The following is a 23,196-nucleotide window of genomic DNA, read 5'->3' as shown; positions in this document are numbered from 1 at the left end:
ATGCGAGGAAGGAGGCGGTCAAGCCGATCGGGTTTTACTCTAATCGAGATTGCGATCGTCGTTTTTATTATAGGCGCAATCATGATTTTAGTTCTTCCTTCCGTTGCAAAAATGTTTACTCCCGGAGCCCAGGAAGAGGCCATACTTTTACATGATGTGGTCACTTTTTGTTATCGTCGAGCGAAGCTGAATCAGAGAACGATTTTCTTAGAGCTAAACATAGACGAAGAGAAATATACCGTCATCGAAGTCGAACGAGGAGAAGAAGGGATGAAGGAAAAACCGATCTTTCAGGAACGGGATCTACCGTCTTCCTCCTCCATAGTAGATATAATGGATGCACGAGGATATCGTTATGTGAAGGGTAAGCTTCGGATTCCTTTTTCTCCTCTTTCCATAGCCGAAGATTTTTATATACATCTGGGACCCGACCCGGAAATCAAGAGGACGTTGATAGTTAGGAGATACGGCGGAAAATCCGAAATCAGAGATGGAGAGGCTTTAATTCCTCAAGACGAACTAGATTGGTATAAACAGAATGAAAACAACGGTACCAGCCAGTTCTAAAAAGCGCAACAAGCGACGTAAAGGAAAAAGGGCGGGCTTTACCTTAATAGAAATCACTATAGCCTTACTGATCTCGGCAGGCTGGATCGCCTTTGTATTAAGAACGGTCGGCGATGGAATTCGCTTAAGAAGATTAGCTACCCTGCAGACCGAGGCGGTTCATTTAGCCAAGATAAAAATGGCGCAAATCGACTCTGCGAGTATATTACAGAAAGACGTTTCTTCCGGAGACATTCCGGGATATCGTGGCTTCCGTTATAGCACAATAGTAAACGAAGAAGATCTGGATCTGCTGAAATTGTCCGGGAAGGGCGGGAAAAAACCCGAAGACCTACTCGGAGGCAGTAATTCCGAAATGAACAAACTCATAAGCCAAAGAACCGGAAACAATCAAGGTTCTGCGACCGGAGGTTTGATCAAAGTTTTCCATATCTATGTCACGATCGAATATCCTACTGGAGAAAGAAACAGCCAGGGCGATCTTAAAAAAGAAAAGTATACTGTCGAAACTTTTAAGGCGTCGATGAACTAATGGTTCGTACAAGGAATTTGGGAGGTCAGCGATTTTTCTTTGCGACGAAGGGACGATTCCGTCGAGGATTCACGTTACTGGAATTATCGATCGTTGCAATGTTACTCGGCGGACTTTTGGTAATGATCTTCGGTACTTACACTTCTCTGCTAAGAGTTTCTAGAGATAACTCCAGCGCAGAAGGCGCGGACAAGCAGCAAGCAATGTTAGCGCTGGAAAATATTAGAAGCACGCTCGCAATGACCTTTTTCTTCGCCACCGAAAAGCGACTCGTATTCGTGAGTAGGCGGGGCCGCAAATCGGAAGACGGAAATAAGCACCCGAGAGAAAGCAGTAACGATTATTTTATCGTATTTGCCGCCGCTCATCCTAACTCGGAAGAGACCGGGTTACCCGAAGTGAGAGAAGTGGAGTATTTCCTAAAGAAAGACGAAGATGCACCGGGATACCTTCTGATTAGACGCGAAGATCAAATCGTGGATAAATTCCCGTTTGCGGGGGGTCAAGAATACACTCTTCTCAACGGCGTTAAAAGTCTTGCATTTAAGTTTTCCCGTACCGGTTCCAAATGGGAAGAAGAATGGGATTCCCGAGAAGCAAAGAATATTCCCAGACTTATTCGCATCGAACTAATCGCGAAAATCGGAACCGAGGAAAGAAGATTCGAGACACTCGCATTTCCGGGGATTTTATACAAATGAATCTTCGTAGTTACGGTTTAAGATACAAAGGACTTCGATTTTCAAGGAGACGTGGCGCGATCGTAATTTTGCTTGTTGCGGGAATCGGGATGGCGGCAATTACAACTACGCTTGATTTTGCGGATCGTAGTTTGAGCGAATATAAAATATCGAAAGGCGAAATGTCCGGCTTTAGAGCGCTACTCCTGGCCAAAGCAGGTTTCCAAGGCGGACTTGGAGCATTACGAAAAATTCCGGAAGAACAACTATACAAATCCGGAATCGGTCTGAGTCCGCCTCCCGTTCCTCTCGGAGGCGGATTCATCTATTATAAAATTCAAGGAGAAGATGGAAAAATAAATCTGAACTCCATTTATAATGCGGATACGAAAGATATCAATTTGCGAAACCAAGAGATGGCACAGCGTCTTTTAGAACGATTGGGTTTAAAGAGAGAGTTATTAACGCCCTTAATCGATTGGATCGACGACGATTCCCAAGGAAGCACCGAAGCTCCTTACTACCAGAAACTAATCCCCCCGAGAAAAATAAAGAACTCATATTTATATTCGCTTTCCGAGCTCACTTCGGTAAAAGGGTTCGACCCTAGAATCGTTTACGGTTCTCATAAACCTCCCGACTACGACGAAAAGTATTCCAAGGATTTCATGTCAGAAGAAGAGAAAGTCTTAGTGGGAGAAGCGGACTTTGTGCTAGCGAATAATATGACAGCGTTCGTGCCTTTCCAGCGGAATTACGACGACAGAATCAACTTGAATGCCGCACCGTACTTCGTTTTAATGTCCCTATCCGATTTTATGACCCGACAGGCGGCTATGAAAATTCTAAAATTGAAGATTCAAAAAGGCGGCTATATCAAGGACACAAAAGACATAGAAAATCTACCCGAATTTCAGGTTCCATCCGTAGGAGGAATTACTCTTTATAAAGAATTGGCCGGGGAGGGAACCGATGTGTCTGGTGGAAGGATCAAAACTAAGGGAGAGGTCTTCAAGATAACCGCTGTTGGAGAAGTTCCCCTAGATTCGGGGAAACAATCAGAGGGAGAAACCTCGAGTAAAATCGCTGTCCGTAGAATTTCGGGAATTTTCGATCTAACAAACAATATGATGCTTTATTATAGGGAGGATTGATGTTCCTCTACGAAAAATTCCTTACCATCGATTATGGTACTCACTCCATTAAGGGAGCGCTCTTTCAAAGAGTTATGGGGAACCTAACCTTATTGAAAGCGGAATCGATGCCCATTTCGCGAATGGAAGAAAAAGAATATGAAACCAATATACAAAGGTTTTTAAATACTTACTTTCCCGGAGAATCCTCTTTAGTTCTAGCCTTATCATTGGACAAACTTTTCATACGAGAAATTTCAATTCCTTTAACCACCGAAAAAGCGGTTAAGGAAGTGATACCTTATGAGGTCGAAAGTAGGGTTCCGTTTCCGATGGAAACGGTCGAAGTACTAGGTTCAATTTGGAGAATCGATCAAGAAAAATCGGATGTTATTACCTATACGGCGCATCACGCGGAATTCGATACGCTAGCGGATCCATTTAGAGAAGGCTCGACTGTCTTTCGCGGGATTTTTGTGGATTCCGTCTGCCTCGGCTCTTTGATAGCAAAACATATCGGTAAAGAAATACCGTTTTCGAATATTGCACAAATCGATATCGGTGGAAAAACAAGTCTGCTCAATATTACGAAGGACGGGAAAATAGTCCATACGAGATTCCTTTCCCTTGGCGGTGATACGCTTACCGAAGAGATTGCCAAAGCGCTCAAGATCGACTTCGAAAAAGCGAACTCGCTAAAAACCAGTCTGCAATTCGAACCGTTTCACCCTCCGGAAGACGGATTGAATTTATTTGCGAAAGAATACCGATTAAAAATCGCGGACGTAAAAAAAGCATTTTCAGTGGTCCAGGAATTCTTCGATCGAGTTGCGGAAGAGGCACGAAGAAGCTTTCTTTCTGTAGGGGAAACCGAAAGACCGGAAGCAATCTATATTTCGGGAGAAGGGAGTAAAATCCGGGATTTGGATTCGTTTTTAGGAGAGAGATTATCTCTTCAAACTCGTAGATACGATTTTCTATCGGTTAATCCGGATCTTTATGCGACCTGCTACGGAATGGCTTACCAACTTACACTCCCTAAAAAATCGAAAGTGGATTTTTTAGAAACGCCTTACGTAAAACGGTTAAACAAAAATCTCTTCGATTTATCCGCATTTTACCCGCATTTAATCTTAGCAGGAGTTTCCGTAGCTCTCTTTTTGAGCGTTTTTTTTCTGGGCATAGTTTCCGATAAGCGCAAGCTTGCCGCCGCAAATAGAATACTAGCCGAAAAAATAAAGTCCAGCATCGGCACAACGGTTCCCGCGGACGCCGATCCTCTGGAATATGCGAGAAAATTAAAAGATGAAGCAAAGGGTCGAACCGAACTCTATCGTAAGTATTTGTCGAAACCTAGCATCTTAGATGTCTTCTACGAAATTTCTACGAAATTTCCGGATCCCGGATTGCAAGCTTTTCAATTTCATAGTCTTACCTACGACAACGGACACGTTTCAATCCAAGGAAGGGTAAATGAATATTCCGAAATTGGAATAATTCAAAGATCGTTGGAAAACTCTCAGATGTTCAAAAAAATCACGATCGAGGACAACAGGATCAACCCTGGACTCAAAACATATAAAGTCAGTTTCACAATCAAGATGGAGGTGGCCTCTAAGCTCGGCGAGTCCGAACTTTAAGCCTATGTAGGTTTTATGTGGCAGAAATTAGAACCACGGGAACGCCTTCTTCTTTTAATCGCCTGTGGAATGGCGATTATAGTCTTGCTTTTCGTCGCCGGAAGGAAAATTTACAAATTAAGGACCGATTTGTCGGATACGGTCAACGATACTCCCGGCCAACTTACCAAGTTGGACAAAATCATCGGCGAATACTTATATTTTAGCACGTTAGACACGACTGGTGGAGAGAGAGATCCAAGCGAATTCTCGGGCAAACTTGAAAAAATATTTTTAGATCATGGAGTGAAAGATAGAATTTCAACCATGAAACCCATTCCGGCAAAGGATATCGACAAGGGAAAATATCAAGTTTTGATTTTCGACGTGAATTTTCGAGGCGTCACTTTGGAATCGATGATGAAAGTCGTTTACGATATCGATAAAAACAAACGTGTTAACGCGAAAGTAGAGTTCTTTCAAGTCAGTAAGCCGTACCAAGATCGTAGTACTTATGACGTAAATATGAAAATCGCCGCATACAGTGGTAAGGCCAGGTAATACAGGATGCCGCGAGAGAAAATACGAGAGGACGAAGCTATTTCAAATGAGGAAGAAGAATTTCTCACTATGGAATTGGAAGAACTCCCGGAAGAGGTAGAGGAGGAGATCTCTCCACGTTTTAGCTTAAAACAAAAATTGCTCTTAGTCGGGTTAGGGACTTTTTTCTTTCTTTTCTTCTCTTTTCTATTATTTCCCTACGAAAATATAGTTCGAAGTGCAATCAACTCCGGTCCGGGAGGCCCATCGGGCTTATCTTTCAGAGAACTTAAAGTTTCTATTATATTTGGCGAAATTTCCGCAAAATCCCTGGAAATTAGCGGCCCGAGCGTTCGCGCCAAGGCCAACGAAGCAAGTATTCAAGCAGGCCTTATTTCTTTACTTCGCAAGAAGATAAACGGAGAATTTCAGATTTCGGGAATCAAACTTGATTACGACGGAAATCCTCTCGGCACGATCGATTCCTTAAAAGGTTTCTTAAAATTAGATTCCATAACTTTGCCCGCAAGCCGACAGAGCGGATCTTTTCAAATAGCGATGCCTTCCGGAAGCAGAGGATTTCTGCCAGGTTTACCGGAACTCCCTGTTCTGGATAAACTTGAGAATTTTAGAATCAATAAATTATCGCTTAAATCTAGACTGAATCAAGGGAATTTGGATATAGACGAATTTGTCTTGGATACCTCGATTGCGCGTTTCGATATAACCGGAAATATTCGGCTTTCAGATTCATTCGGTTTTTCCCAATTAAACCTGAAAGTTTGCCTTGAATTAGAACGCAATTTCGCCTTGGAACGGGAAGATATCGTCGGAATGCTTGCACTTTTAGAAAAGAGTGGAGGAGGCAAATGTCTCCCGATCACTGGAATTTTGCAAAAGCCGGAAATTAAAATTCCGGGTTTAAACGGGGGTCCTCCTGGACCGCCGCCAATCGGCCCGCCCCCGTGATCTTTGTAATTAATTTATCATCGCATAGCGGTCCTGCTTTTAGTTTTCCTTAAGAGAGATTAATATATTGCGATATTATAATGAAGAAAATTTTCCACTATAATATCTACGTCTTTTGTCTTTTCTAATTCGAATATTCGTTATTCAGATAGTTGCACTCTTTTCAATTTTCGAACTCTGAAAGATCAGCTGTAAAGCACTGAGACGAGACCGCGTATGTAAATTCGCAAATAGCCTATGCGATGCATCTGACTCGGAACCATCCCGCCAGCAAAAAAGCCCCAAGCGAAATGAATCGCGAGGGGCTTTTCGAAGCGTTAGAATTGAAAGGTAGTAGATTACTTAATTCTTAAATTTCTATAACCTGCACCTCTATCTATAAATCAAGAACACCCGGTGGTCGCACCGCAGGACATGCATTTTAAGCAAGACCCGTTTCGAACCATTTCAAAGGACCCGCATTCCGTACAAGAATCGCCGGTGTACCCCTTGATCCTAGCCATCTTAATTTCTTCCATCAAGGCAAGTCCCGAAGAAGGTTTTTCCTTAGCAATCATCTGGGAATAAGAAATAGTTTCCGGTTCGGAACGCGGAACATCCGAGAAAGACGATCCTGTAGAAACCGATTGGGTTGAAGAGGTGGTCGTCTGCCGAATCGATTCTGAAGATTTTCTAGATCCGATTTCGTCACCGCGAAGATCTTCAGGTGCGACTTGACCTAGGTCATATCTGCCCAAATAGGTAATCGCAAGTTCTCTGAAGATAAAGTCAATTACGGAAGTACTCATTTTAATATGTTTATTTCCTGTAACGATTCCGTTCGGTTCAAATTTGAAGAAGGTAAAAGCATCCACAAATTCCTCTAAAGGCACTCCATGTTGAAGTCCTAAAGAAACCGAAATCGCAAATGCGTTCATCAAGCTCCGGAATGCGGCGCCTTCCTTGTGCATATCGACAAAGATTTCTCCAATTTGGCCGTCCTCGTATTCTCCGGTTCGTAGATATACTTTGTGTCCACCGACAACCGCTTTTTGCGTATAGCCCGCCCTGCGATTCGGTAATTTACGGCGATGAGAGATATATTTATAAACGATCTTTTCCGCAAATTGCATCGGATCTTTCGACACCGCAGCTTCGGCGATTTCCTCCTGATCTTCAAGTTCGATTCCGTTCAATAGTTCGAGAACCGAATTTAAAGGTTGTGAAAGTTTAGAGCCGTCGCGATAAAGAGCGTTAGCTTTGATCATTGCTTTCCAAGAAAGATAATATGCGTTTTTAATATCTTCGACCGTCGCATCTTCAGGAAGGTTGATTGTTTTTGAAATTGCTCCGCTGATAAAAGGCTGAGCCGCCGCCATGATTCGAATATGCGATTCGTAGGAAAGGTAACGCTTTCCGTATTTTCCGCATTTATTTGCGCAATCAAATACCGGATAATCTTTCTCTTTCAGATACGGTGCATTCTCGATAGTCATCGTTCCGCAAACGTAGTCGTTGGCTTTATTAATATCGTCCTTCGAAAAGCCTAAGTATTCCAAAAGATTAAATCCAAAGGAATCATAAGTTTCTTTCGAAATACCTAGGTTCTTATGCAGGAAGTCCTCTCCCAGATTGAATTTATTGAAAGCGAAATTAATATCGAACGCTAAAGGTAAAGATGTCTCAACCTTTTCCAAAATTTCATTGGTAAAACCTTTTTCCTTCAAGCTTTGCGTATTAACTACCGGAGCACCGTTTAACGTAGCATGGCCTTTACAGTAGTTGATAATCGATTCGATCTCTGCAGGAGAATAACCTAGCTTTTTCAAGGCTAGTGGAACGGATTGATTGATGATTTTAAAGTAACCACCGCCGGCTAATTTTTTGAATTTCACCAATGCAAAATCAGGTTCGATACCTGTAGTATCGCAATCCATAACTAAACCGATAGTTCCAGTAGGAGCAATTACGGTGACCTGTGCATTGCGGTATCCGAATTTTTCTCCCAACTCCTGAGCTGTGTCGGAATCCTCTTGAGCGGCTTTTAGTAAATACGAGGGGCAGAACGCCGGATCGATTCCTACTGGTTTAATCGTGAGTCCTTCATAATCCTGAGAAGGGGCATTATAAGCTGCTCTACGATGATTTCGTATTACGCGAAGCATATGCTTCTTGTTTTTTTCGTATCCTGCAAATGGACCTAATTCCTTAGCCATTTCCGCAGATACAGAGTAGGCGGTCATGTGCATAATGCTGGTTATTGCACCGGTGATCGCCATAGCTTCCTTAGAATCATACGGAATCCCCATAATCATCAAAGCAGACCCTAGATTTGCATATCCCAAACCGAGAGTTCGGAACTTGTAAGAAAGTTCCGCGATCTCCTTCGAAGGAAATTGCGCCATAGTAACCGAGATTTCTAAAATAATCGTCCAAAGGCTGCAAAGATAACGAAACCCTTCCACATCAAAAATAAGAGTTTCCGGATTAATAAACTTCTGAAGATTCGCAGAAGCTAAATTACAAGCGGTATTGTCCAAGAACATATACTCTGAACAAGGATTAGATGCATGAATATCCCCGTCTTCAGGACATGTATGCCATTCGTTGATCGTCGTATGATATTGGGTTCCTGGATCCGCGGAAGACCAGGCCGCATAGGAAATTCGATCCCAAAGTTCACGAGCACGGATCGTTTTCGAAGGTTTTGGAGATCGTTTTTCCTTAAGCGCTTTTTCTTTTTCAGTACGATTGTAAAGATGCCAAGCTTGGTCTTGCTCGACGGCAGTCATGAATTCGTTCGGTAAGCGAACAGAGTTATTACTGTTCTGGCCTGAAACGGTATTGTACGCTTCCGATTGCCAATCCGTAGTCAACTCTTCAAATAAGATTTCTTTATATCCTTGTTTAGCGAGATCGATCACTCGCTTGATATAATTATCCGGAATTAAGACTTTCTTGGCCTCGAGGATGGCTTTTTTTAAAGCCGCATTTTTTTTAGGATCGAAGCGGTCGGAACCTTCAACCTCGTAACAGGTTTTCATAATCGCATTCAGATGGCGATTATTGAGTATCGAACCGGTAACTAGAGAGGCGACTTTCTTTTCTTCTTCAACTTTCCAATCTACGAAACGATCGATATCAGGATGATCCACGTCCAAACAAACCATCTTCGCGGCTCGACGAGTGGTACCCCCGGACTTTATTGCTCCTGCAGCTCTATCTCCGATTTTTAAGAAGCTCATTAGACCGGAGCTTTTTCCTCCTCCGGATAAGGACTCATTTTCTGCACGCAGATTGGAGAAATTCGTTCCAGTTCCGGAACCGTATTTGAATAGGCGAGCCTCGCGAACCCAAAGATCCATGATCCCGCCTTCGTTTACGAGATCATCGTCCACGCTCTGAATAAAGCATGCGTGAGGTTGCGGATGTTCATAAGCGGATGCTGATTTAACAAGTTTTCCCGTTTTTGGATCTACGTAAAAATGCCCTTGGGATTTTCCGTCGATTCCATAAGCCCAATGAAGGCCGGTATTAAACCATTGAGGGGAATTAGGAGCGGCCATTTGAGAAGCGAGCATGAAAACAACTTCATCAAAGAAGACTTTGGCACTATCTTCATCCGTAAAATATCCGTATTTATAGCCCCAATAGGTCCAACAACCGGCCAAGCGTTCGAACACTTGCAGAGCGGAGGTTTCGCCGCCGAAGCGATCTTCCGGTTTCAAGGATTCCAATTTCTCCATGTCCGGTTCGGAGCGTTGCAACCAATGCGGTATCCCTTTTTCTTCCACACGTTTTAAATATTTAGGAATACCTTTTCGTCGAAAATACTTCTGAGCGAGGATATCCACGGCAACTTGCGACCATTGTTCGGGAACAAGAATGTCTTTGGCTTCAAAAACAACGGAACCGTCTGGGTTCGAAATCCTAGAATTTCGTTTGGCCCATTTAAGTTCTGCGGAAAAGCCTTCAGTTGGCTTAGTGAAATGTCTATTTAGCTTCATAGCATGCTCCTCATATGAAACTCCGGTCGGATATATTGCGTTTTTGGATTATGTCACGCTATCTCGACTTTCCAAATCTACCAAAGCATTTTTTACAAACAGTTCTCGTTTTGGCTGAATTTTCTCGACTCATTCCCGTTTGAAAAATGGCTATGTCTCAAAGAAATTTCATTGCCAACCTACCCCGATTCGAAAAAATAGGCGTCGTACCGAGGAAACTCCCCTTTAGCTCAGTCGGTAGAGCAAATGACTGTTAATCATTGGGTCGCTGGTTCGAGCCCAGCAGGGGGAGCCACTCGGGCAATCCTATCTACTTCTTCTAAAATCCGCTCATTTCTAGCGTTCCTACCGTTTTTATTGCTTTCATTTTAGACTAAAGAAGCAATCATTTGTTTAGTTAATTTCAGGTTATTTTTTCGTTTTATTCCTGAATATAAAAGATGTCGTTCTCATTAAATTTCTCCGCGAATTAGAATTAGAAATCCGGTTCAAAATGAGTCCGACTGAGATTCAAATCCCGGTATATTTTCAGATACAATTTCCGAACCATTCTTCTTTTTAGGGAGCCGAATGACCCCGAGCAGGTTCTTAACTTATACGTAGCCATCGATTTGGGAGAGCGCTTAGTGCGAATCGACAAAGTCCCTTTTATTCTTTTTTACTTATTGCCGGCAGTTCTATGGACTTGCCATACTAATAATAGTAGTTCCAGCAGTACTAACGATTCTGCAGCAGCGTTATTATATTCCGCATACGGCGCCAGCTTTACTCCTGTTCCGACTCAGGGCTGTGCCGATTCTTCTATTACAACAATACTGCGAGGAAGTAGCACCCCGGTTACCAGCCAAAACTTTACGTACTATTTTTATAAATTCGTAGGGGACAGCACTTCTACGGAAAAGTTTACAGTATCGGTCAGTTCGGGGGAAGCGGATCTTTGGATCGGTGCGGAAGGATATACGTTAACGCCTTCGGACTTTAGTAAAGTCGAGCTTAGAAGCGAAAATATCGGGAACGATACGATTTCGAACGTATCTACTACAAATCTCGCAATTCGTTGTGTTGTTGTTCCGGTCAGCACGGGCGGCGGCTTTACGCTGAGTATTCAATAAATATGATATTCAAGGTTTTACGAATAAGAACCAAGTAAAAAGGGAAATACCGAAACTGAATGCATATAGAGTGAAAACTTTTCCCGAAAGAAACGAATCCCATTGTTCGGCCGTCATTTTACAAAACATTGCAAAGAGTAGAACAAATGAGCTTCCCAGCGGAATCCCGAAAGGATGGTATTTCCAGGACGCGGAAATTTCTCCTCTGAAAAAGCAAACCAAAGATCTGCCGATTCCGCAACCGGGACAATCCGAGCCGGTTAATTGCTTCCACCAGCAAAGCGTAAACCAGCGGTCCGATTCGGTGTCTAAGGAAAGATAGAATGAAAACGATATTACGGCGACTATTCCTAACAAAAAAGTTAGGAGAGGTCTGGATCTAGCGAATCTTGAAAAGAAAGAAAAACCGACTCCAAACTGAAGCCGGTTTTCTATTGAAATCAATTGATTAGGCTGCTTTTGCAGGACCTTGGTATTTTGCATCCGAGAATCCGAGGATAAAATAGCCAATTCCCACTACAAAGAACAGTACGGCAAATCCAGCCGATTTCCCGAACGCTTTTGCAAGCTCTATCGCCACCAATATGAACACGACTAAGTTTACGCAAGGTACAAAGAATAGGATTACCCACCAAACCGGTTTTCCCACAATTTCCATGAGAACCACAAGGTTGTAAATGGGGATAATTGCCGACCAGCCGGGTTTTCCAGCTTTCTCATATATCTTCCAGTTCGCGGCCAGAAAAGCGACGATTATGACCGTGTATACTAAGATCCCTACGATTCCGACTCCGGAATTGCCTTCCATATATTTTATGCTCCCAAATTATTAAAGAATTTCGGAAAAATTACAGTTTTTGAAAATAAATCAAGAAAAAAATGACTAAATTTCAGGAGATTCGTTCGAATTGCGAAGTCGCTTAATAAGGCAAAATTACGAATTTATATGATTTAAAAACCTAAAATAGCTCGTCGTCTTCGGACGGCGGATTTGCAGCCCGAGTCGAGCCCTCGTTTTTGGGAGAAGCCGTTTTCTTTTGGGTTTCTCCGGACGCCGATTTTGATAAATATTCAATTTTGCCTTCTGCCTCCGCCAAAATTCCCTGGCATAGACTTCGAAGTTCCATTCCCCGCTCGTAAGCTTTGATGGATTCTTCCAAGGTTAATTGACCTCTTTCCAATTTCTCAGCAATTTGTTCCAGCTCGGATAAGGCTTGCTCGAAGCTAATATCAGTCTTCTTTGCCATGTAATTCACCTCGATTTATGACGCTAAGTCTTCCCTCGGATAGGATTACCTCGAGTTCTTCCTCAATTTTCACCTGAGTTGTAGAAGTAACGACTTTTTTTCCTTTTGTTCTAACTACGGAATAACCGCGTTTCAATGTCCCGAGCGGGGAAAGTCCCTCGACTTTACCCGCTAAAAGTTGAAATTCTTTCCTTTTCCTTTCCAAAAGAGCTCTGAAAGTCATCGGCAATCCCGTAGAATAGGGGAGTAACCGATTGCCCGCTTGCATTATAAAATTCTTACTCAATAATTGAATTCTGGAACTCGTTTCATCCAATCGAAGAATTCTCTCATTCAACATGGACTTAGGATCGGTAAATGCCATCTTATTGGTTAAAATTCTCAATCGCTCCGCTAAGTATCTCATTTGGTTTTTTAATGCCGTTTCTAAACGAGCTTCAAACTCCATCAATTCCGATTCTACTACCTCCATCTCCGGAACCACGACTTCGGCCGCAGCGGTAGGAGTCGGTGCAAAAGCATCTGCAGCAAGATCGGAAAGCACCGAATCGATTTGATGACCTACTGCGGACACGATCGGAACTCTAGATTCTGCAAACGCTAAAACAACTTTTTCATCGTTGAATGCGATCAAATCCTCGAAACTTCCGCCGCCCCTTCCTGCTATGATAACGTCGACGTTCCAAGCGGGGTCGTTCAATTCTCGAATCGCGCTTACGATGGAATCCGGGGCGCCGTCTCCTTGCACGAGACATGGAGAAATTAGAATATTAATCTTAGGAAAGCGCTGCTTAGCGATTCGAATGATATCTTCGATTGCGGCACCGGTTGGCGAAGTTGCTACGCCGATTGTCCAGGGAAATGGTGGTAATTCTTTCTTTCGTTCAGGATCGAAAAATCCTTGGGCTGCGAGTTTCCGCTTTAAGGCTTCGATTTTAAGGAGAAGGTCTCCTTGGCCGACTTCCTCGACTTTGGCTACGTTTAAGTTATATTGGCCCCTGGGCTCATAGACGGAAATACTTCCGTAAGCTCGGACCTCCATCCCGTTTTCCAAAGGTCGCCCCTTGTACCGTCCGTTACTATACGAAAAGAAAGTGCATGCCAATAGGGATTTAGGATCTTTTAAATTAAAATAAATATGACCTTGATGGGATCTAGAAAGATTAGAGACTTCTCCCTGAACCCAGACGTTTCGGAGTAGATCCGGTCCGGTTAAAAGTTGTTTGACGATAGAGTTGACTTCCGATACGGAAAGCGGTTTTGATTCTTCCACGATAATTCCGTCAGCCTTTCCTCATCGTACAAAAAAGTCTTTTCGATACAACTTCCAGAAATCCCAAAGTATAACGATCAGAGTGACCGCTACCGGCCCCAATACTAGTCCCATGATTCCGAATTGCTGGATCCCTCCGATTAGCGAGAGAAAAACGAGTAGGGGATGGATTCTTAGTTTTTTATCCAGCATCTTAGGTTTGACCACGTTTTCGAGCACCAAATAAAAGGTAAGTCCGGCAATCATAAATAAGCTCGCGCCTACTATATTATTTTCGATGAACATAATGTACAAACCGATCGGTAACCAAACTACCGAGGTTCCGATAACCGGTATGATCGAAAAGAAGGCGGCCAAACTAGCGTACAGAAACGGGTTTGAAATGCGTGCAAATATAAGCAATGCGTAAACCGCCGCCCCTTGCATAATGGAAACGATCAGATTTCCTCGAAAGACCGTTTGTACTGCGGATGCGATTTTTCGACCGACTTGCTCTTCCAATTCGCGGGAAAAGGGAAGATTATCCAAAATAAATCTCTCCACCTTTTTACCGTCTTGATAAAGAAAAAACAGAAGGAGTAGAGAAAAGAATAGATTCATGATAATACCGGCGGGCAAATCGATGGATCCAAGTATTAATGAGGAAGCGTTACTAAGAACCGCGTACAAACTATCTAAGTTTAGAATATCGATATAATTACGGGCAAAATCTCCGTAAATTTCAGGTAACTTCACCCAAAAAAAAGGATTATCAGTGACCAAATCGGTGAGCATATTCAGGCTCATTAGGGTTTCGATAATCTTGTCTTCCGACAAGGAAATTCGTATCTTAAATAAGATGGATAACGACTCGTCTATCAGCGTACGTATGACGAAATAGGAAGGTAATAAAACGATCATACATACGAAACCGATCATAATCCAGGGAGCTAGAAAATCGAGTTTAAGCCCGATCAATTTACGTAATTGTTTATACTGTTTTCTCGTTGCCAGATACAAAATCAATGCAACGAGCGAAGAGTAAAAATAAGGACGAAGAACGAAAAATAATAGCGCTCCCGCACCTAGGAATAGTATCGTCAGAAGTATGTTAAACGCGGTTCTATTCGGATCATCGGTTCCTTCCCGGCCAGCCATCAAAATCCTCCTGACTTTCTGTAAAACAATTTCACCAGAGACCCGGTTCCATCGGGGGAAATCGAAACCGCTACCGTTTTCCGATTCATGCCTTCCACCAAATAAACGCTTTTTTCAGGTGATTTCTGATTTTGTAATACTTTAAAATTCAGGTAGGAAAATACCGTTTCGTAATAAATCTCCAATCGTTCTTTGGACAAAGAATGATTTAAGATTATCGCCGATTCTCTAGTTTCAAAAATTCTTTCGGACTTTAATTCGGTGGAAAATAACAATTTAGATTCCCTCGGTACGAAATCCGAAGGAATCGAAGAGGGTGCCTTGTACGGATTTTCCTGATAGGTCAACCGATTGTGTCTAAAAATACGAGGTTTCTCCTTTGTCGCTCGCTGGGGAAGAGGGTCCTGCTCGGTAAAATTAGGCAAGGTTTCCTCCTGCGCAAGGGAAGGGAGGGCAAAACAGAATATTAAAAGAAAGAAAACAATTTTCGCGGTTCGGAAACGATTGAGATTCACGAATTTTAGTTGAATCGAACGGGCCGCCCTTGACAATCCTTTTCTTAAGCCCAATGGCCGGATTCGAATCAACCTTAGAATATCTTCTCGATTGGGTAGCCAACCTGCCTCCTATTTTAGTTTGGCTGTTCTTCGCCCTGTCCAATTTGACCGAAAATGTTTTTCCTCCCTGGCCGGGAGATACCGTAACTGCTTTCGGAGGATTTTTACTCGCACGAGGAAAGATCGGTTTTTGGTCTTTATTCACAAGTACTTTGGTTGGAAATCTCATAGGCGCTTGGCTTATGTATTCCTTCGGACATCACCTTCTTGCCTGGTTAAAGCATAGAAACTTTCCGTTTAAAGCCGAGCTTTATGATGAAGAAGCCATTCAAAAGACTCTAAACTGGTTTTCCAGAAATAGCGTGATCGTAGTCGTCTTCTCCCGATTTTCTGCGGGAATTCGATTCTTCGTTTCGATTGTTGCAGGAATGGTGGAGATGAATCCGATTCTATTCTTTTCCTGCTTTTCTATAGCGGTTTCAATTTGGTGCGGGATTCTTATTTATGCCGGCCATTATTTAGGAAGTCATTGGGAAATCGTCGTCGAATTTTTAGCGGTATACAACGAGATTATTTCCATTTTACTAGTGTCGGCAGGTATAGGATTCCTAATCTATCGGCACAAAAACAAATCCAAAACCAAGGCCCCTTAAGTCAGGTTCCTAAGGCTTGTTTTAGAGTTTCCAAGAATCTTTGATGAAGCTCTTTGACTTCTTCCGGTAATTCGATTTTTTGCGCTAGCTCCAGCAAGGCGTCGGAATCTATCACCTTATCCTCAAACCATTCCCCAGCCATCTCACCGGCAATTTTTATTACCGAAGAAAGGTCAAGAATTCCGTAATAAACCAGGATCAGCGAAAAACCCAACGCACCGTCGGTGGGAATATAAGGCTTTATGCCTTTCATTTTCCAAGGATCGATACCGGTCGGCAACGCACTTTGGACATTCCAACGCATTTCTTCGGACGGGGGACCTAATTCGGTTTTGTTAATTAAGACGAGTTCTACAGGATTTAGATCCCCATGAATTCTTCTGTTTTCTTCGGCCAACTCCCGAATCAATTTGGCATTATCTCTTGTGATCGCATCCCGTCCCAGAAAATTCAATCGGTATAAAAAATCTTCCAAGTCCTTACCTTCCAGAACTCCGGAAAGAATCATTTGGTAGAGAGTAAAAATTAAATAATCGCTTTCGGTGTTATCTCCTAATAACAGTTCCTTCGCATCCTTCGGTAGGTAAATTCTATCTCGAAGTAAAATAGTCAGCTTATACGCGAGTTGATCGAATAGACTTTGGAAGGAGGACCCTGCGAATTTTCGAACTCGTTCCAAGGCCCCCCAAACACCGTCAGTCAAAAACCGAGTCGGATGAGAAAGGGAGTCCCAAAATTTATCCACCATTCCTTTAATCGTTCCTTCCAGATATTTTAAATGGAGAGATTCGGTTTTGATTCCCTGGGAACGAAACGTTTGCAACAGCGTTCGCCTAAAGAAATGAGGACTCGCTGAGATAAAACAAAGCGGGGTATCGTTCGTGTTTTCACGTAATTCATTTAGGAATGTCGGCATACCGGGCAAAGGTAATTTTTGTTCCGGAGTTTCGAATAACGTGGAAATTTTGCCTTTATTAGAATGGATATCCGTCGCAAGATAGGTTTGATCGATATCCGAAGTCGTTACCAATCCGGAATAATCTTCCGGTAAAATTCTTAGTGCGCCTTTGCCGATCAGACTTTGCGCAACAATCTCATGCTTACCTGGAATATTTAAGTAGGCTAAATCCTTTCCGAACTGTCGGTACGAATCCGGCTTTAAGAAGTGAATATGAAATACGTAATTTCCGGGCGCTAAAGGAAAAGTGAATTCGTGAAAGAAAAACCCGCTTTCATCACCCCGAATTTCGGGGGACCGATGCACGACGATACCGGATTCGTCCACAATCTCGGCTAACAGAATCGGTTTTCTTACCGACTCTAACCCGTAATCTAAAAACGGGGTAATTTCCTTTTCCTGACCCTCGAATAAGCCTGTTAAAAGATTCCAGCGGGAAGAATCTTTCATTTCTTCCGTAATGCTCAGGTCTAAAACCTGTCCGCGGATATAATAGCGATTCTCCCTTCCTAGAGTTCCACCGCAAATCGCGGCCCTTCTTTTATCAGTATATCGGGGAAGTTTACGTTCCGGTTCCTCTGTCACGTGTTGCGGATTCCTTAAACAGTTTTAGAGAAAGGAAACTGTATCATGGGGTTCCCAAAGGGAAAGCAGAAAATCCAATTTCTTTGTTTTCGTCCCGAAACAAACTGCTAGTATGGTCCTACGATGCCCAAGTCGAGACGTCCAGGCAACGGAAGAGAAAAAGGACCGAAGGTAATCTATATCCGAAAGCTCCGGTTCGAAGAAGCCTATCGACTTTTGGACTCGGGTATTCAAGACGCGTTCTTAAAAGGGGAAACGTTGGTAGAAGTAGTACACGGGATAGGCGAAGGGGTCTTGAAACGAATGACCGAGGATTATATCCAGAACCACGATTTTTTAAAGGTCTTGGAAGACGGGGGACTTTTTATCGGAAATCCCGGTTCCACTTTGATTGAAATTATGGGTCCTTCCGCTCAGGATCTAAAAAAATACCTAAGATGACAGATTCTAAATCGAAAATCCAAATACTCGACGTGACTCTCAGGGACGGGGAGCAAACAAGAGGTGTCAGCTTTTCCGCATCAGAAAAACTGAATATAGCCAAATTTTTGCTCCAAAATCTCAAGGTGGATCGAGTTGAAATCGCATCCGCACGAGTTTCTCAAGGAGAGCTAGAAAGCGTTCGAGGAATTATGCGTTGGGCAAACTCAGAAAGTCTTGAAAACAGAATCGAAATTCTGGGATTCGTGGACTCTCGCCAAAGTGTCGATTGGATTTTAGCCGCCGGGGCAAAAACTCTAAATCTGCTAACGAAAGGTTCGCTAAAGCATCTCGAAGGTCAGTTGAAGAAATCTCCGAAAGAACATTTTTCCGAAGTTTCGGAAACGATACGATATGCGGTAAATAACGGTCTCTCGGTTAACATCTATCTGGAAGATTGGTCGAACGGTTACCTAAACAGCCCTCAATATGTATTGGATTTCGTAAAACATCTATCCCGGGAGACTGTGGGAAAAATCTTTCTTCCGGATACTCTGGGGGTACTTTCCCCCGACGAAACCTTCGAAGGAGTCAATGCACTAGTAAAGTTATATCCGCATCTTCATTTTGAATTCCACGGACACAACGATTACGACTTATCCGTTGCGAATTGTCTCTTTGCGGTTAAAGCCGGAGTGAAGGGAGTTCACGTAAGCGTAAACGGATTAGGAGAGCGAGCCGGGAATTCCCCATTAGAAGCGGTAATCACGGCCCTGCATGACAAAGGAAAAGTGATAACGGGAATCGATGAAAAGTCGATCACCGAGGCAAGCCGTCTTGTAGAAACCTTCAGCGGAAAACGTATTTCCGCTAACCGACCCGTCGTAGGAGAGGATGTGTTTACACAAACCGCCGGAGTTCACGCGGACGGTGATAAAAAAGGAAATCTTTATGCGAATCCGATCCTTCCGGAACGGTTTGGTAGAAAACGTAGTTACGCTTTGGGCAAGTTGGCCGGAAAAGCCAGCATCTCTGAAAATTTAAGACAATTAGGAATGGTACTTTCGCCGGACATCGAACGCAAAGTATTGGAAAAGGTAATCGAATTAGGAGATCAAAATAAAACTGTCACTCCTGAAGATCTACCTTTCCTGATTGCCGACGTATCCGGAGGCACTAGTAACCAAGCTCTGAAGATTACCGGTTGCAAACTCAATTCCGGTTTAGGAACGAGACCGACCGCCCAAGTCGATTTAGAATTAAATGGAAAAAAATTTTCAGGCAAGGGAGAAGGGGACGGAGGTTACGACGCATTTATGACCGCTCTTACCGGAATCCTTAATCAGGCAGGGGTAACGATGCCTAGACTCGTCGACTATGAAGTACGAATTCCCCCCGGGGGAAAAACCGATGCCCTCGTAGAAACGATGATTACCTGGAATCGGGCTCCGGAAAATCATGAGGAAGATAATTTCAAAACTATCGGGGTTCATTGCGATCAAACGATAGCCGCCGTACTCGCTACGGAAAAAATGTTGAACCTAATCCTTCAAGCATGGCACAACTAAAACTCTTAATCGTAGGCCTTGGAAATCCCGGAGCTAGATACGAGAGAAACCGTCACAACGTAGGATTTCTGCTGGTAGACGATCTTGCGGAAGAATGGGGAGCTAGTTTCCAAAAATCCAATAAAGAGGAAAAAGCCAGAATCGATCGGAACGGGAGCTCGATCTTTCTTCTAAAACCCTTGGAGTTTATGAATCTTTCGGGACGAGCCATTGCGGACTTGGCCCGAAAAAACGGGGTTTCTGCGGAGAATATTCTAATCGTCCATGATGAAGTCGATTTCCCGTTTTCAAAAATAAAATTCAAACAAGGAGGAGGGCACGGGGGCCATAACGGTCTTCGCGACATCATCGAGAAATTAGGCGCCTCCGATTTCTTTCGGCTTCGATTCGGGGTCGGCAAGCCGGGAGACAGTTCTTTAACGGCGGACCACGTTCTTTCGAATTTCAACAAGGAAGAACTAGAGCAACTTCCGAGTCTTTTCCAGCAATCCAAACAAAAAATCGCAGATTGGATTCGGGAAAGAGAGACCCTTTTTCGTAAAGTCACCGATAAATAAAATAACCCTTACGAACAAATCTGTTCCGGACAGGACTTAGTCGTCGGACAGCAAACCGTTTCGGGAGCGGGAACCATTTTTACGGAGATCCAAGTGAGCGAATACACTATCAAAGTGCCCGAGTTTTCTTCAGAAACCTTGAACCAGGCCGCTCGACGATTTCACGAATATCTCCGTGTCGAAAAAAATTATTCCCAAAATACCTTGAATGCATATCTTCTAGATCTAAAGTCATTCTTCGAATTTAGCGAGCGCGAACAGATCGATATCTACCAACTCGAAGCGGTCTATGTTCGATCATATTTCGCCTACCTTTCCAAAAATCAAGGTTTGGATCGAAAGACGCAAAGTAGAAAGCTCTCAAGTCTTCGCACATTTTATAAAGTATTACAAAAGGACGGTCTGGTTCCAAGTAACCCGATTCTTTCCGTCCATTTTCCAAAGACACGAAAACAAGTTCCTAAAAATTTCAGAATCGAAGAAACCGAAGAAATCCTGGAATACGAGGACGGCAAAGCTTCCGAAATTTTGAACTTGAGAGATAAGGCTATAATAGAAGTTTTATATTCAACCGGACTTAGGGTTTTCGAACTTGTCGATGCGTCTTTAACCCAGCTTTCAAGAGACAATACGATCTTAAAAGTGTTGGGAAAGCGTCGCAAAGAAAGATTTGCTTATCTTGGAAAAGAGGCGATTGAAAGTCTCACTGCATACTTGGAAGTCCGACCGAGGTTTCGCCCCCAATGCGATGAAATTTTTCTGAACCAAAAGGGAAAGAAACTGACGACCAGGGGGGTCCGTTATATTCTGAACGAAAGAAGGAAACGGATGGGATGGGACAAACCCATCACCCCCCACAAATTCCGACACACCTTTGCTACGGACTTGCTTGATGCGGGTGCGGATATCCGTGCAGTCCAGGAGCTTTTGGGCCATTCCTCCCTTTCCACTACTCAGGTTTATCTGAGTGTTAGTAAGGAAAAGATAAAAGAGGTTTACCGAAAGGCTCACCCGCATGCAAAACGAATCGATCCATCATCCCAGTAAAATATACGCAACTACCATTCTTTGTGTTCGTAGGAACGGAAAAGTAGCCATTGCCGGAGACGGTCAGGTTTCCTTTGGAAACACCGTCATGAAAAATTCAGCAAGAAAAGTCCGAAAATTGTACGGAGATAAAATCGTTTCCGGCTTTGCAGGTTCGGCGGCGGACGCGTTCACCTTATTCGAGCTATTCGAGAAGAAAGTCCATGAGTTCGGCGGAAGTCTCTCCAGAAGCGCAGTGGAACTTGCTCGCGAATGGAGAACCGATAGAATGCTTCGTCGTTTGGAAGCTATGCTAATCGTAGCCGATAAAGACGAATCGTTCCTCGTTTCGGGAACTGGGGATGTTATCTCGCCGGATGACGGGATTCTTGCGATCGGTTCGGGCGGCAATTACGCCTTAGCTGCGGCAAGAGCCTTGTATTCCAATACCCAATTGGAGCCGGTGGATATAGCGAAAGAATCGATGCGTATCGCAGCCGATATCTGTATTTACACGAATCATAATATTGTCGTCGAGGAAATCAGCCAATGAGCGATAGCAATCATTTAACGAATATCGTCCCTGACGAACCTAGGCTTCGTGAAGAGGATCTCACTCCGAGAGAAATCGTCGCAAGATTGGACGAGCATATTATCGGACAAAAAAACGCGAAGAAGGCGGTTGCGATTGCTTTACGCAACAGGACGCGTAGGCGTAAATTAGATCCGGAAATCAGAGAAGAGATCTATCCGAAGAACATCATCATGATCGGTCCAACGGGCGTTGGAAAGACCGAAATTGCAAGAAGACTTTCCAAGCTTTGTGGAGCTCCCTTTCTAAAAGTGGAAAGCACGAAGTTTACCGAAGTGGGTTACGTCGGACGAGACGTGGAAAGTATAATTCGTGATCTTGCAATGGTATCTCTTAATTTAGTGAAGCAGGAATTTAGAAAGGAAGTAGAAACCAAAGCTAAAGAAGGCGCCGAAGAAGCTCTTCTAGATATACTTTTACCGTTCCCTTCCAAGCCGAGTCCGGATCCTCATTCTCCTTCCATCGGATTCGCGACAACTGTCGACGAGGAGGAGCGTAAACGCCGTTTTTCGGAAACTAGGGAAACGATGCGTAAAAAACTTCGATCGGGAAAACTAGACGATCAAGAGGTCGAGATAGATTTACCTCAAGCCGGTCCGCAAGGAATTCCGATGCTTCAAGTTTTCGGAGCCGGCAATATGGAAGATTTGGATAATCATATTCAAAATGTTCTAGGCGATTTGATGCCTAAGAAGCAGAAAAAAAGAAAACTCCCGATCCAAGAAGCGCTAAAAATACTAGAAGAAACGGAAGCCGAGAAATTGCTGGATCCGGAAAAGGTGCAACGAGAAGCCCAAAAAAGATTAGAAGAAATGGGAATCGTTTTTTTGGACGAGATTGATAAGATTGCGGGACGGGAAGGAAGATCAGGTGCGGATGTTTCTCGAGAAGGAGTGCAAAGAGATCTACTTCCGATCGTGGAAGGAGCTACCGTCAATACCAAGATCGGTCCGATCGCTACCGATCATATACTCTTCATTGCCGCCGGCGCATTTCATATGTCAAAGCCTTCCGATTTAATTCCGGAACTGCAAGGAAGATTTCCGATCAGGGTGGAATTGGAAAAACTTTCCATGGAAGATTTCGAAAAAATTCTGACTGCACCGCGTTCTTCCTTAACACGTCAATATCAGGCTCTGTTAAGAACCGACGGAATCGAAGTAGAGTTCTCCGTGGACGGTATCCGAGAAATCGCTCGTATGGCTTATGATATGAACGAGAAACACGAAAATATCGGCGCCAGAAGATTAAATACGATTATGGAACGACTATTGGAAGACGTAAGCTTCGAAGGTCCGGATCTTCCTGCCGAAAAGAGAAAGGTGCTCGTTGATAAATCCTACGTGGAATCTAAACTAAAGGGAATCGTAGAAGATAAGGACCTTAGTCGCTATATTCTATAGAATGAGCTTTCTAGTTCGTTCGGGATCGGATACTATCATTATCTTATCCCGAACGAACTCATGGAGGAGCACAAGAAAAACT

At 43.4% G+C, this 23,196-nt stretch carries 23 protein-coding genes and 1 tRNA gene; 16 read left to right on the top strand and 8 right to left on the bottom strand.

Going from position 1 to position 23,196, the window contains the following annotated elements; all coding sequences use genetic code 11:
• Genes LEP1GSC050_RS17665 through gspN form a run of 7 tightly spaced genes read left to right on the top strand, consistent with a single transcriptional unit; the run spans nt 1 to nt 6,040 of the window.
• Nucleotides 1–567, top strand: a complete 567-nt coding sequence (locus tag LEP1GSC050_RS17665) for a type II secretion system protein (RefSeq protein WP_010569684.1) — start codon at nt 1–3, stop codon at nt 565–567.
• The gene (locus tag LEP1GSC050_RS17660; RefSeq protein ID WP_010569683.1) at nt 539–1,099 is read left to right on the top strand and encodes a type IV pilus modification PilV family protein; all 561 of its coding nucleotides are present in this window, start codon (nt 539–541) and stop codon (nt 1,097–1,099) included. The genes LEP1GSC050_RS17665 and LEP1GSC050_RS17660 overlap by 29 nt, the downstream gene beginning before the upstream one ends.
• Complete coding sequence (locus LEP1GSC050_RS17655; RefSeq protein ID WP_010569682.1) at nt 1,099–1,800, top strand: type II secretion system protein GspJ; 702 nt, start codon at nt 1,099–1,101, stop codon at nt 1,798–1,800. The genes LEP1GSC050_RS17660 and LEP1GSC050_RS17655 overlap by 1 nt, the downstream gene beginning before the upstream one ends.
• Entirely contained in the window at nt 1,797–2,933 is a 1,137-nt protein-coding gene (locus LEP1GSC050_RS17650; protein ID WP_010569681.1) for a type II secretion system minor pseudopilin, read from the top strand. Before LEP1GSC050_RS17655 ends, LEP1GSC050_RS17650 begins: the two co-directional genes overlap by 4 nt.
• The gene (gene pilM, locus LEP1GSC050_RS17645; protein WP_010569680.1) at nt 2,933–4,552 is read left to right on the top strand and encodes a pilus assembly protein PilM; all 1,620 of its coding nucleotides are present in this window, start codon (nt 2,933–2,935) and stop codon (nt 4,550–4,552) included. The genes LEP1GSC050_RS17650 and pilM overlap by 1 nt, the downstream gene beginning before the upstream one ends.
• A gap of 15 nt (nt 4,553–4,567) precedes the next feature.
• A complete protein-coding gene (locus LEP1GSC050_RS17640) occupies nt 4,568–5,092 on the top strand; it encodes a hypothetical protein (RefSeq protein ID WP_010569679.1) in 525 nt (174 codons plus the stop codon).
• A gap of 6 nt (nt 5,093–5,098) precedes the next feature.
• Complete coding sequence (gspN, locus tag LEP1GSC050_RS17635; RefSeq protein ID WP_010569678.1) at nt 5,099–6,040, top strand: type II secretion system protein GspN; 942 nt, start codon at nt 5,099–5,101, stop codon at nt 6,038–6,040.
• Between the two features lie 383 nt (nt 6,041–6,423).
• On the opposite strand, the gene LEP1GSC050_RS17630 is transcribed toward gspN, so the two are convergent.
• Entirely contained in the window at nt 6,424–10,026 is a 3,603-nt protein-coding gene (locus LEP1GSC050_RS17630; protein ID WP_010569677.1) for a vitamin B12-dependent ribonucleotide reductase, read from the bottom strand.
• A gap of 219 nt (nt 10,027–10,245) precedes the next feature.
• On the opposite strand from LEP1GSC050_RS17630, the gene LEP1GSC050_RS17625 reads away from it, so the two are divergent.
• Nucleotides 10,246–10,321, top strand: a tRNA-Asn gene (locus LEP1GSC050_RS17625).
• Between the two features lie 331 nt (nt 10,322–10,652).
• A complete protein-coding gene (locus LEP1GSC050_RS17620) occupies nt 10,653–11,138 on the top strand; it encodes a hypothetical protein (RefSeq protein WP_010569676.1) in 486 nt (161 codons plus the stop codon).
• Nucleotides 11,139–11,147: 9 nt separating this feature from the next.
• On the opposite strand, the gene LEP1GSC050_RS17615 is transcribed toward LEP1GSC050_RS17620, so the two are convergent.
• The 6 genes from LEP1GSC050_RS17615 to LEP1GSC050_RS17590 all read right to left on the bottom strand — a co-directional run bounded on the left by LEP1GSC050_RS17615 (nt 11,148) and on the right by LEP1GSC050_RS17590 (nt 15,220).
• On the bottom strand, nt 11,148–11,621 hold the full coding sequence (locus tag LEP1GSC050_RS17615; RefSeq protein WP_010569675.1) for a DUF2752 domain-containing protein: 474 nt from the start codon (nt 11,619–11,621) through the stop codon (nt 11,148–11,150).
• Nucleotides 11,587–11,946: a DUF5684 domain-containing protein gene (locus tag LEP1GSC050_RS17610; RefSeq protein ID WP_010569674.1), complete on the bottom strand. Its 360-nt coding sequence runs from the start codon at nt 11,944–11,946 to the stop codon at nt 11,587–11,589. Before LEP1GSC050_RS17610 ends, LEP1GSC050_RS17615 begins: the two co-directional genes overlap by 35 nt.
• A gap of 151 nt (nt 11,947–12,097) precedes the next feature.
• Nucleotides 12,098–12,385 carry an exodeoxyribonuclease VII small subunit gene (locus LEP1GSC050_RS17605; protein WP_010569673.1) on the bottom strand — a complete coding sequence of 96 codons (288 nt, stop codon included), beginning with the start codon at nt 12,383–12,385 and terminating at the stop codon, nt 12,098–12,100.
• Nucleotides 12,369–13,658: an exodeoxyribonuclease VII large subunit gene (gene xseA / locus LEP1GSC050_RS17600; RefSeq protein ID WP_010569672.1), complete on the bottom strand. Its 1,290-nt coding sequence runs from the start codon at nt 13,656–13,658 to the stop codon at nt 12,369–12,371. The genes LEP1GSC050_RS17605 and xseA overlap by 17 nt, the downstream gene beginning before the upstream one ends.
• Nucleotides 13,659–13,679: 21 nt before the next feature.
• Nucleotides 13,680–14,795, bottom strand: a complete 1,116-nt coding sequence (locus tag LEP1GSC050_RS17595) for an AI-2E family transporter (protein WP_020987918.1) — start codon at nt 14,793–14,795, stop codon at nt 13,680–13,682.
• Complete coding sequence (locus tag LEP1GSC050_RS17590) at nt 14,795–15,220, bottom strand: hypothetical protein (protein ID WP_232225817.1); 426 nt, start codon at nt 15,218–15,220, stop codon at nt 14,795–14,797. The genes LEP1GSC050_RS17595 and LEP1GSC050_RS17590 overlap by 1 nt, the downstream gene beginning before the upstream one ends.
• Before the next feature lie 143 nt (nt 15,221–15,363).
• Here LEP1GSC050_RS17590 and LEP1GSC050_RS17585 point away from each other — a divergent pair, with 143 nt between their 5' ends.
• Nucleotides 15,364–16,005: a DedA family protein gene (locus LEP1GSC050_RS17585; RefSeq protein ID WP_010569670.1), complete on the top strand. Its 642-nt coding sequence runs from the start codon at nt 15,364–15,366 to the stop codon at nt 16,003–16,005.
• Nucleotide 16,006: 1 nt separating this feature from the next.
• On the opposite strand, the gene LEP1GSC050_RS17580 is transcribed toward LEP1GSC050_RS17585, so the two are convergent.
• Nucleotides 16,007–17,548 carry a phosphatase domain-containing protein gene (locus LEP1GSC050_RS17580; RefSeq protein ID WP_010569669.1) on the bottom strand — a complete coding sequence of 514 codons (1,542 nt, stop codon included), beginning with the start codon at nt 17,546–17,548 and terminating at the stop codon, nt 16,007–16,009.
• Between the two features lie 123 nt (nt 17,549–17,671).
• Between LEP1GSC050_RS17580 and LEP1GSC050_RS17575 the strand changes: the two genes are divergently transcribed.
• The 6 genes from LEP1GSC050_RS17575 to hslU all read left to right on the top strand — a co-directional run bounded on the left by LEP1GSC050_RS17575 (nt 17,672) and on the right by hslU (nt 23,114).
• Nucleotides 17,672–17,989, top strand: coding sequence for a Smr/MutS family protein (locus LEP1GSC050_RS17575; RefSeq protein ID WP_010569668.1), 318 nt, complete (start codon nt 17,672–17,674; stop codon nt 17,987–17,989).
• Nucleotides 17,986–19,536 (top strand): (R)-citramalate synthase CimA, encoded by a 1,551-nt coding sequence (gene cimA / locus LEP1GSC050_RS17570; RefSeq protein WP_010569667.1) that lies wholly within the window; start codon nt 17,986–17,988, stop codon nt 19,534–19,536. The genes LEP1GSC050_RS17575 and cimA overlap by 4 nt, the downstream gene beginning before the upstream one ends.
• Entirely contained in the window at nt 19,524–20,093 is a 570-nt protein-coding gene (gene pth / locus LEP1GSC050_RS17565; protein WP_010569666.1) for an aminoacyl-tRNA hydrolase, read from the top strand. Before cimA ends, pth begins: the two co-directional genes overlap by 13 nt.
• A 93-nt stretch (nt 20,094–20,186) precedes the next feature.
• Nucleotides 20,187–21,140, top strand: coding sequence for a tyrosine-type recombinase/integrase (locus tag LEP1GSC050_RS17560; RefSeq protein WP_010569665.1), 954 nt, complete (start codon nt 20,187–20,189; stop codon nt 21,138–21,140).
• On the top strand, nt 21,109–21,672 hold the full coding sequence (gene hslV / locus LEP1GSC050_RS17555) for an ATP-dependent protease subunit HslV (protein ID WP_010569664.1): 564 nt from the start codon (nt 21,109–21,111) through the stop codon (nt 21,670–21,672). Before LEP1GSC050_RS17560 ends, hslV begins: the two co-directional genes overlap by 32 nt.
• On the top strand, nt 21,669–23,114 hold the full coding sequence (gene hslU, locus LEP1GSC050_RS17550; RefSeq protein WP_010569663.1) for an ATP-dependent protease ATPase subunit HslU: 1,446 nt from the start codon (nt 21,669–21,671) through the stop codon (nt 23,112–23,114). Before hslV ends, hslU begins: the two co-directional genes overlap by 4 nt.
• The last annotated feature ends 82 nt before the right edge of the window (nt 23,115–23,196 follow it).

It is taken from the genome of Leptospira broomii serovar Hurstbridge str. 5399 (assembly GCF_000243715.2).
Lineage (GTDB): Bacteria > Spirochaetota > Leptospiria > Leptospirales > Leptospiraceae > Leptospira_B > Leptospira_B broomii.
This window is presented reverse-complemented; position numbering and strand designations above follow the sequence as displayed.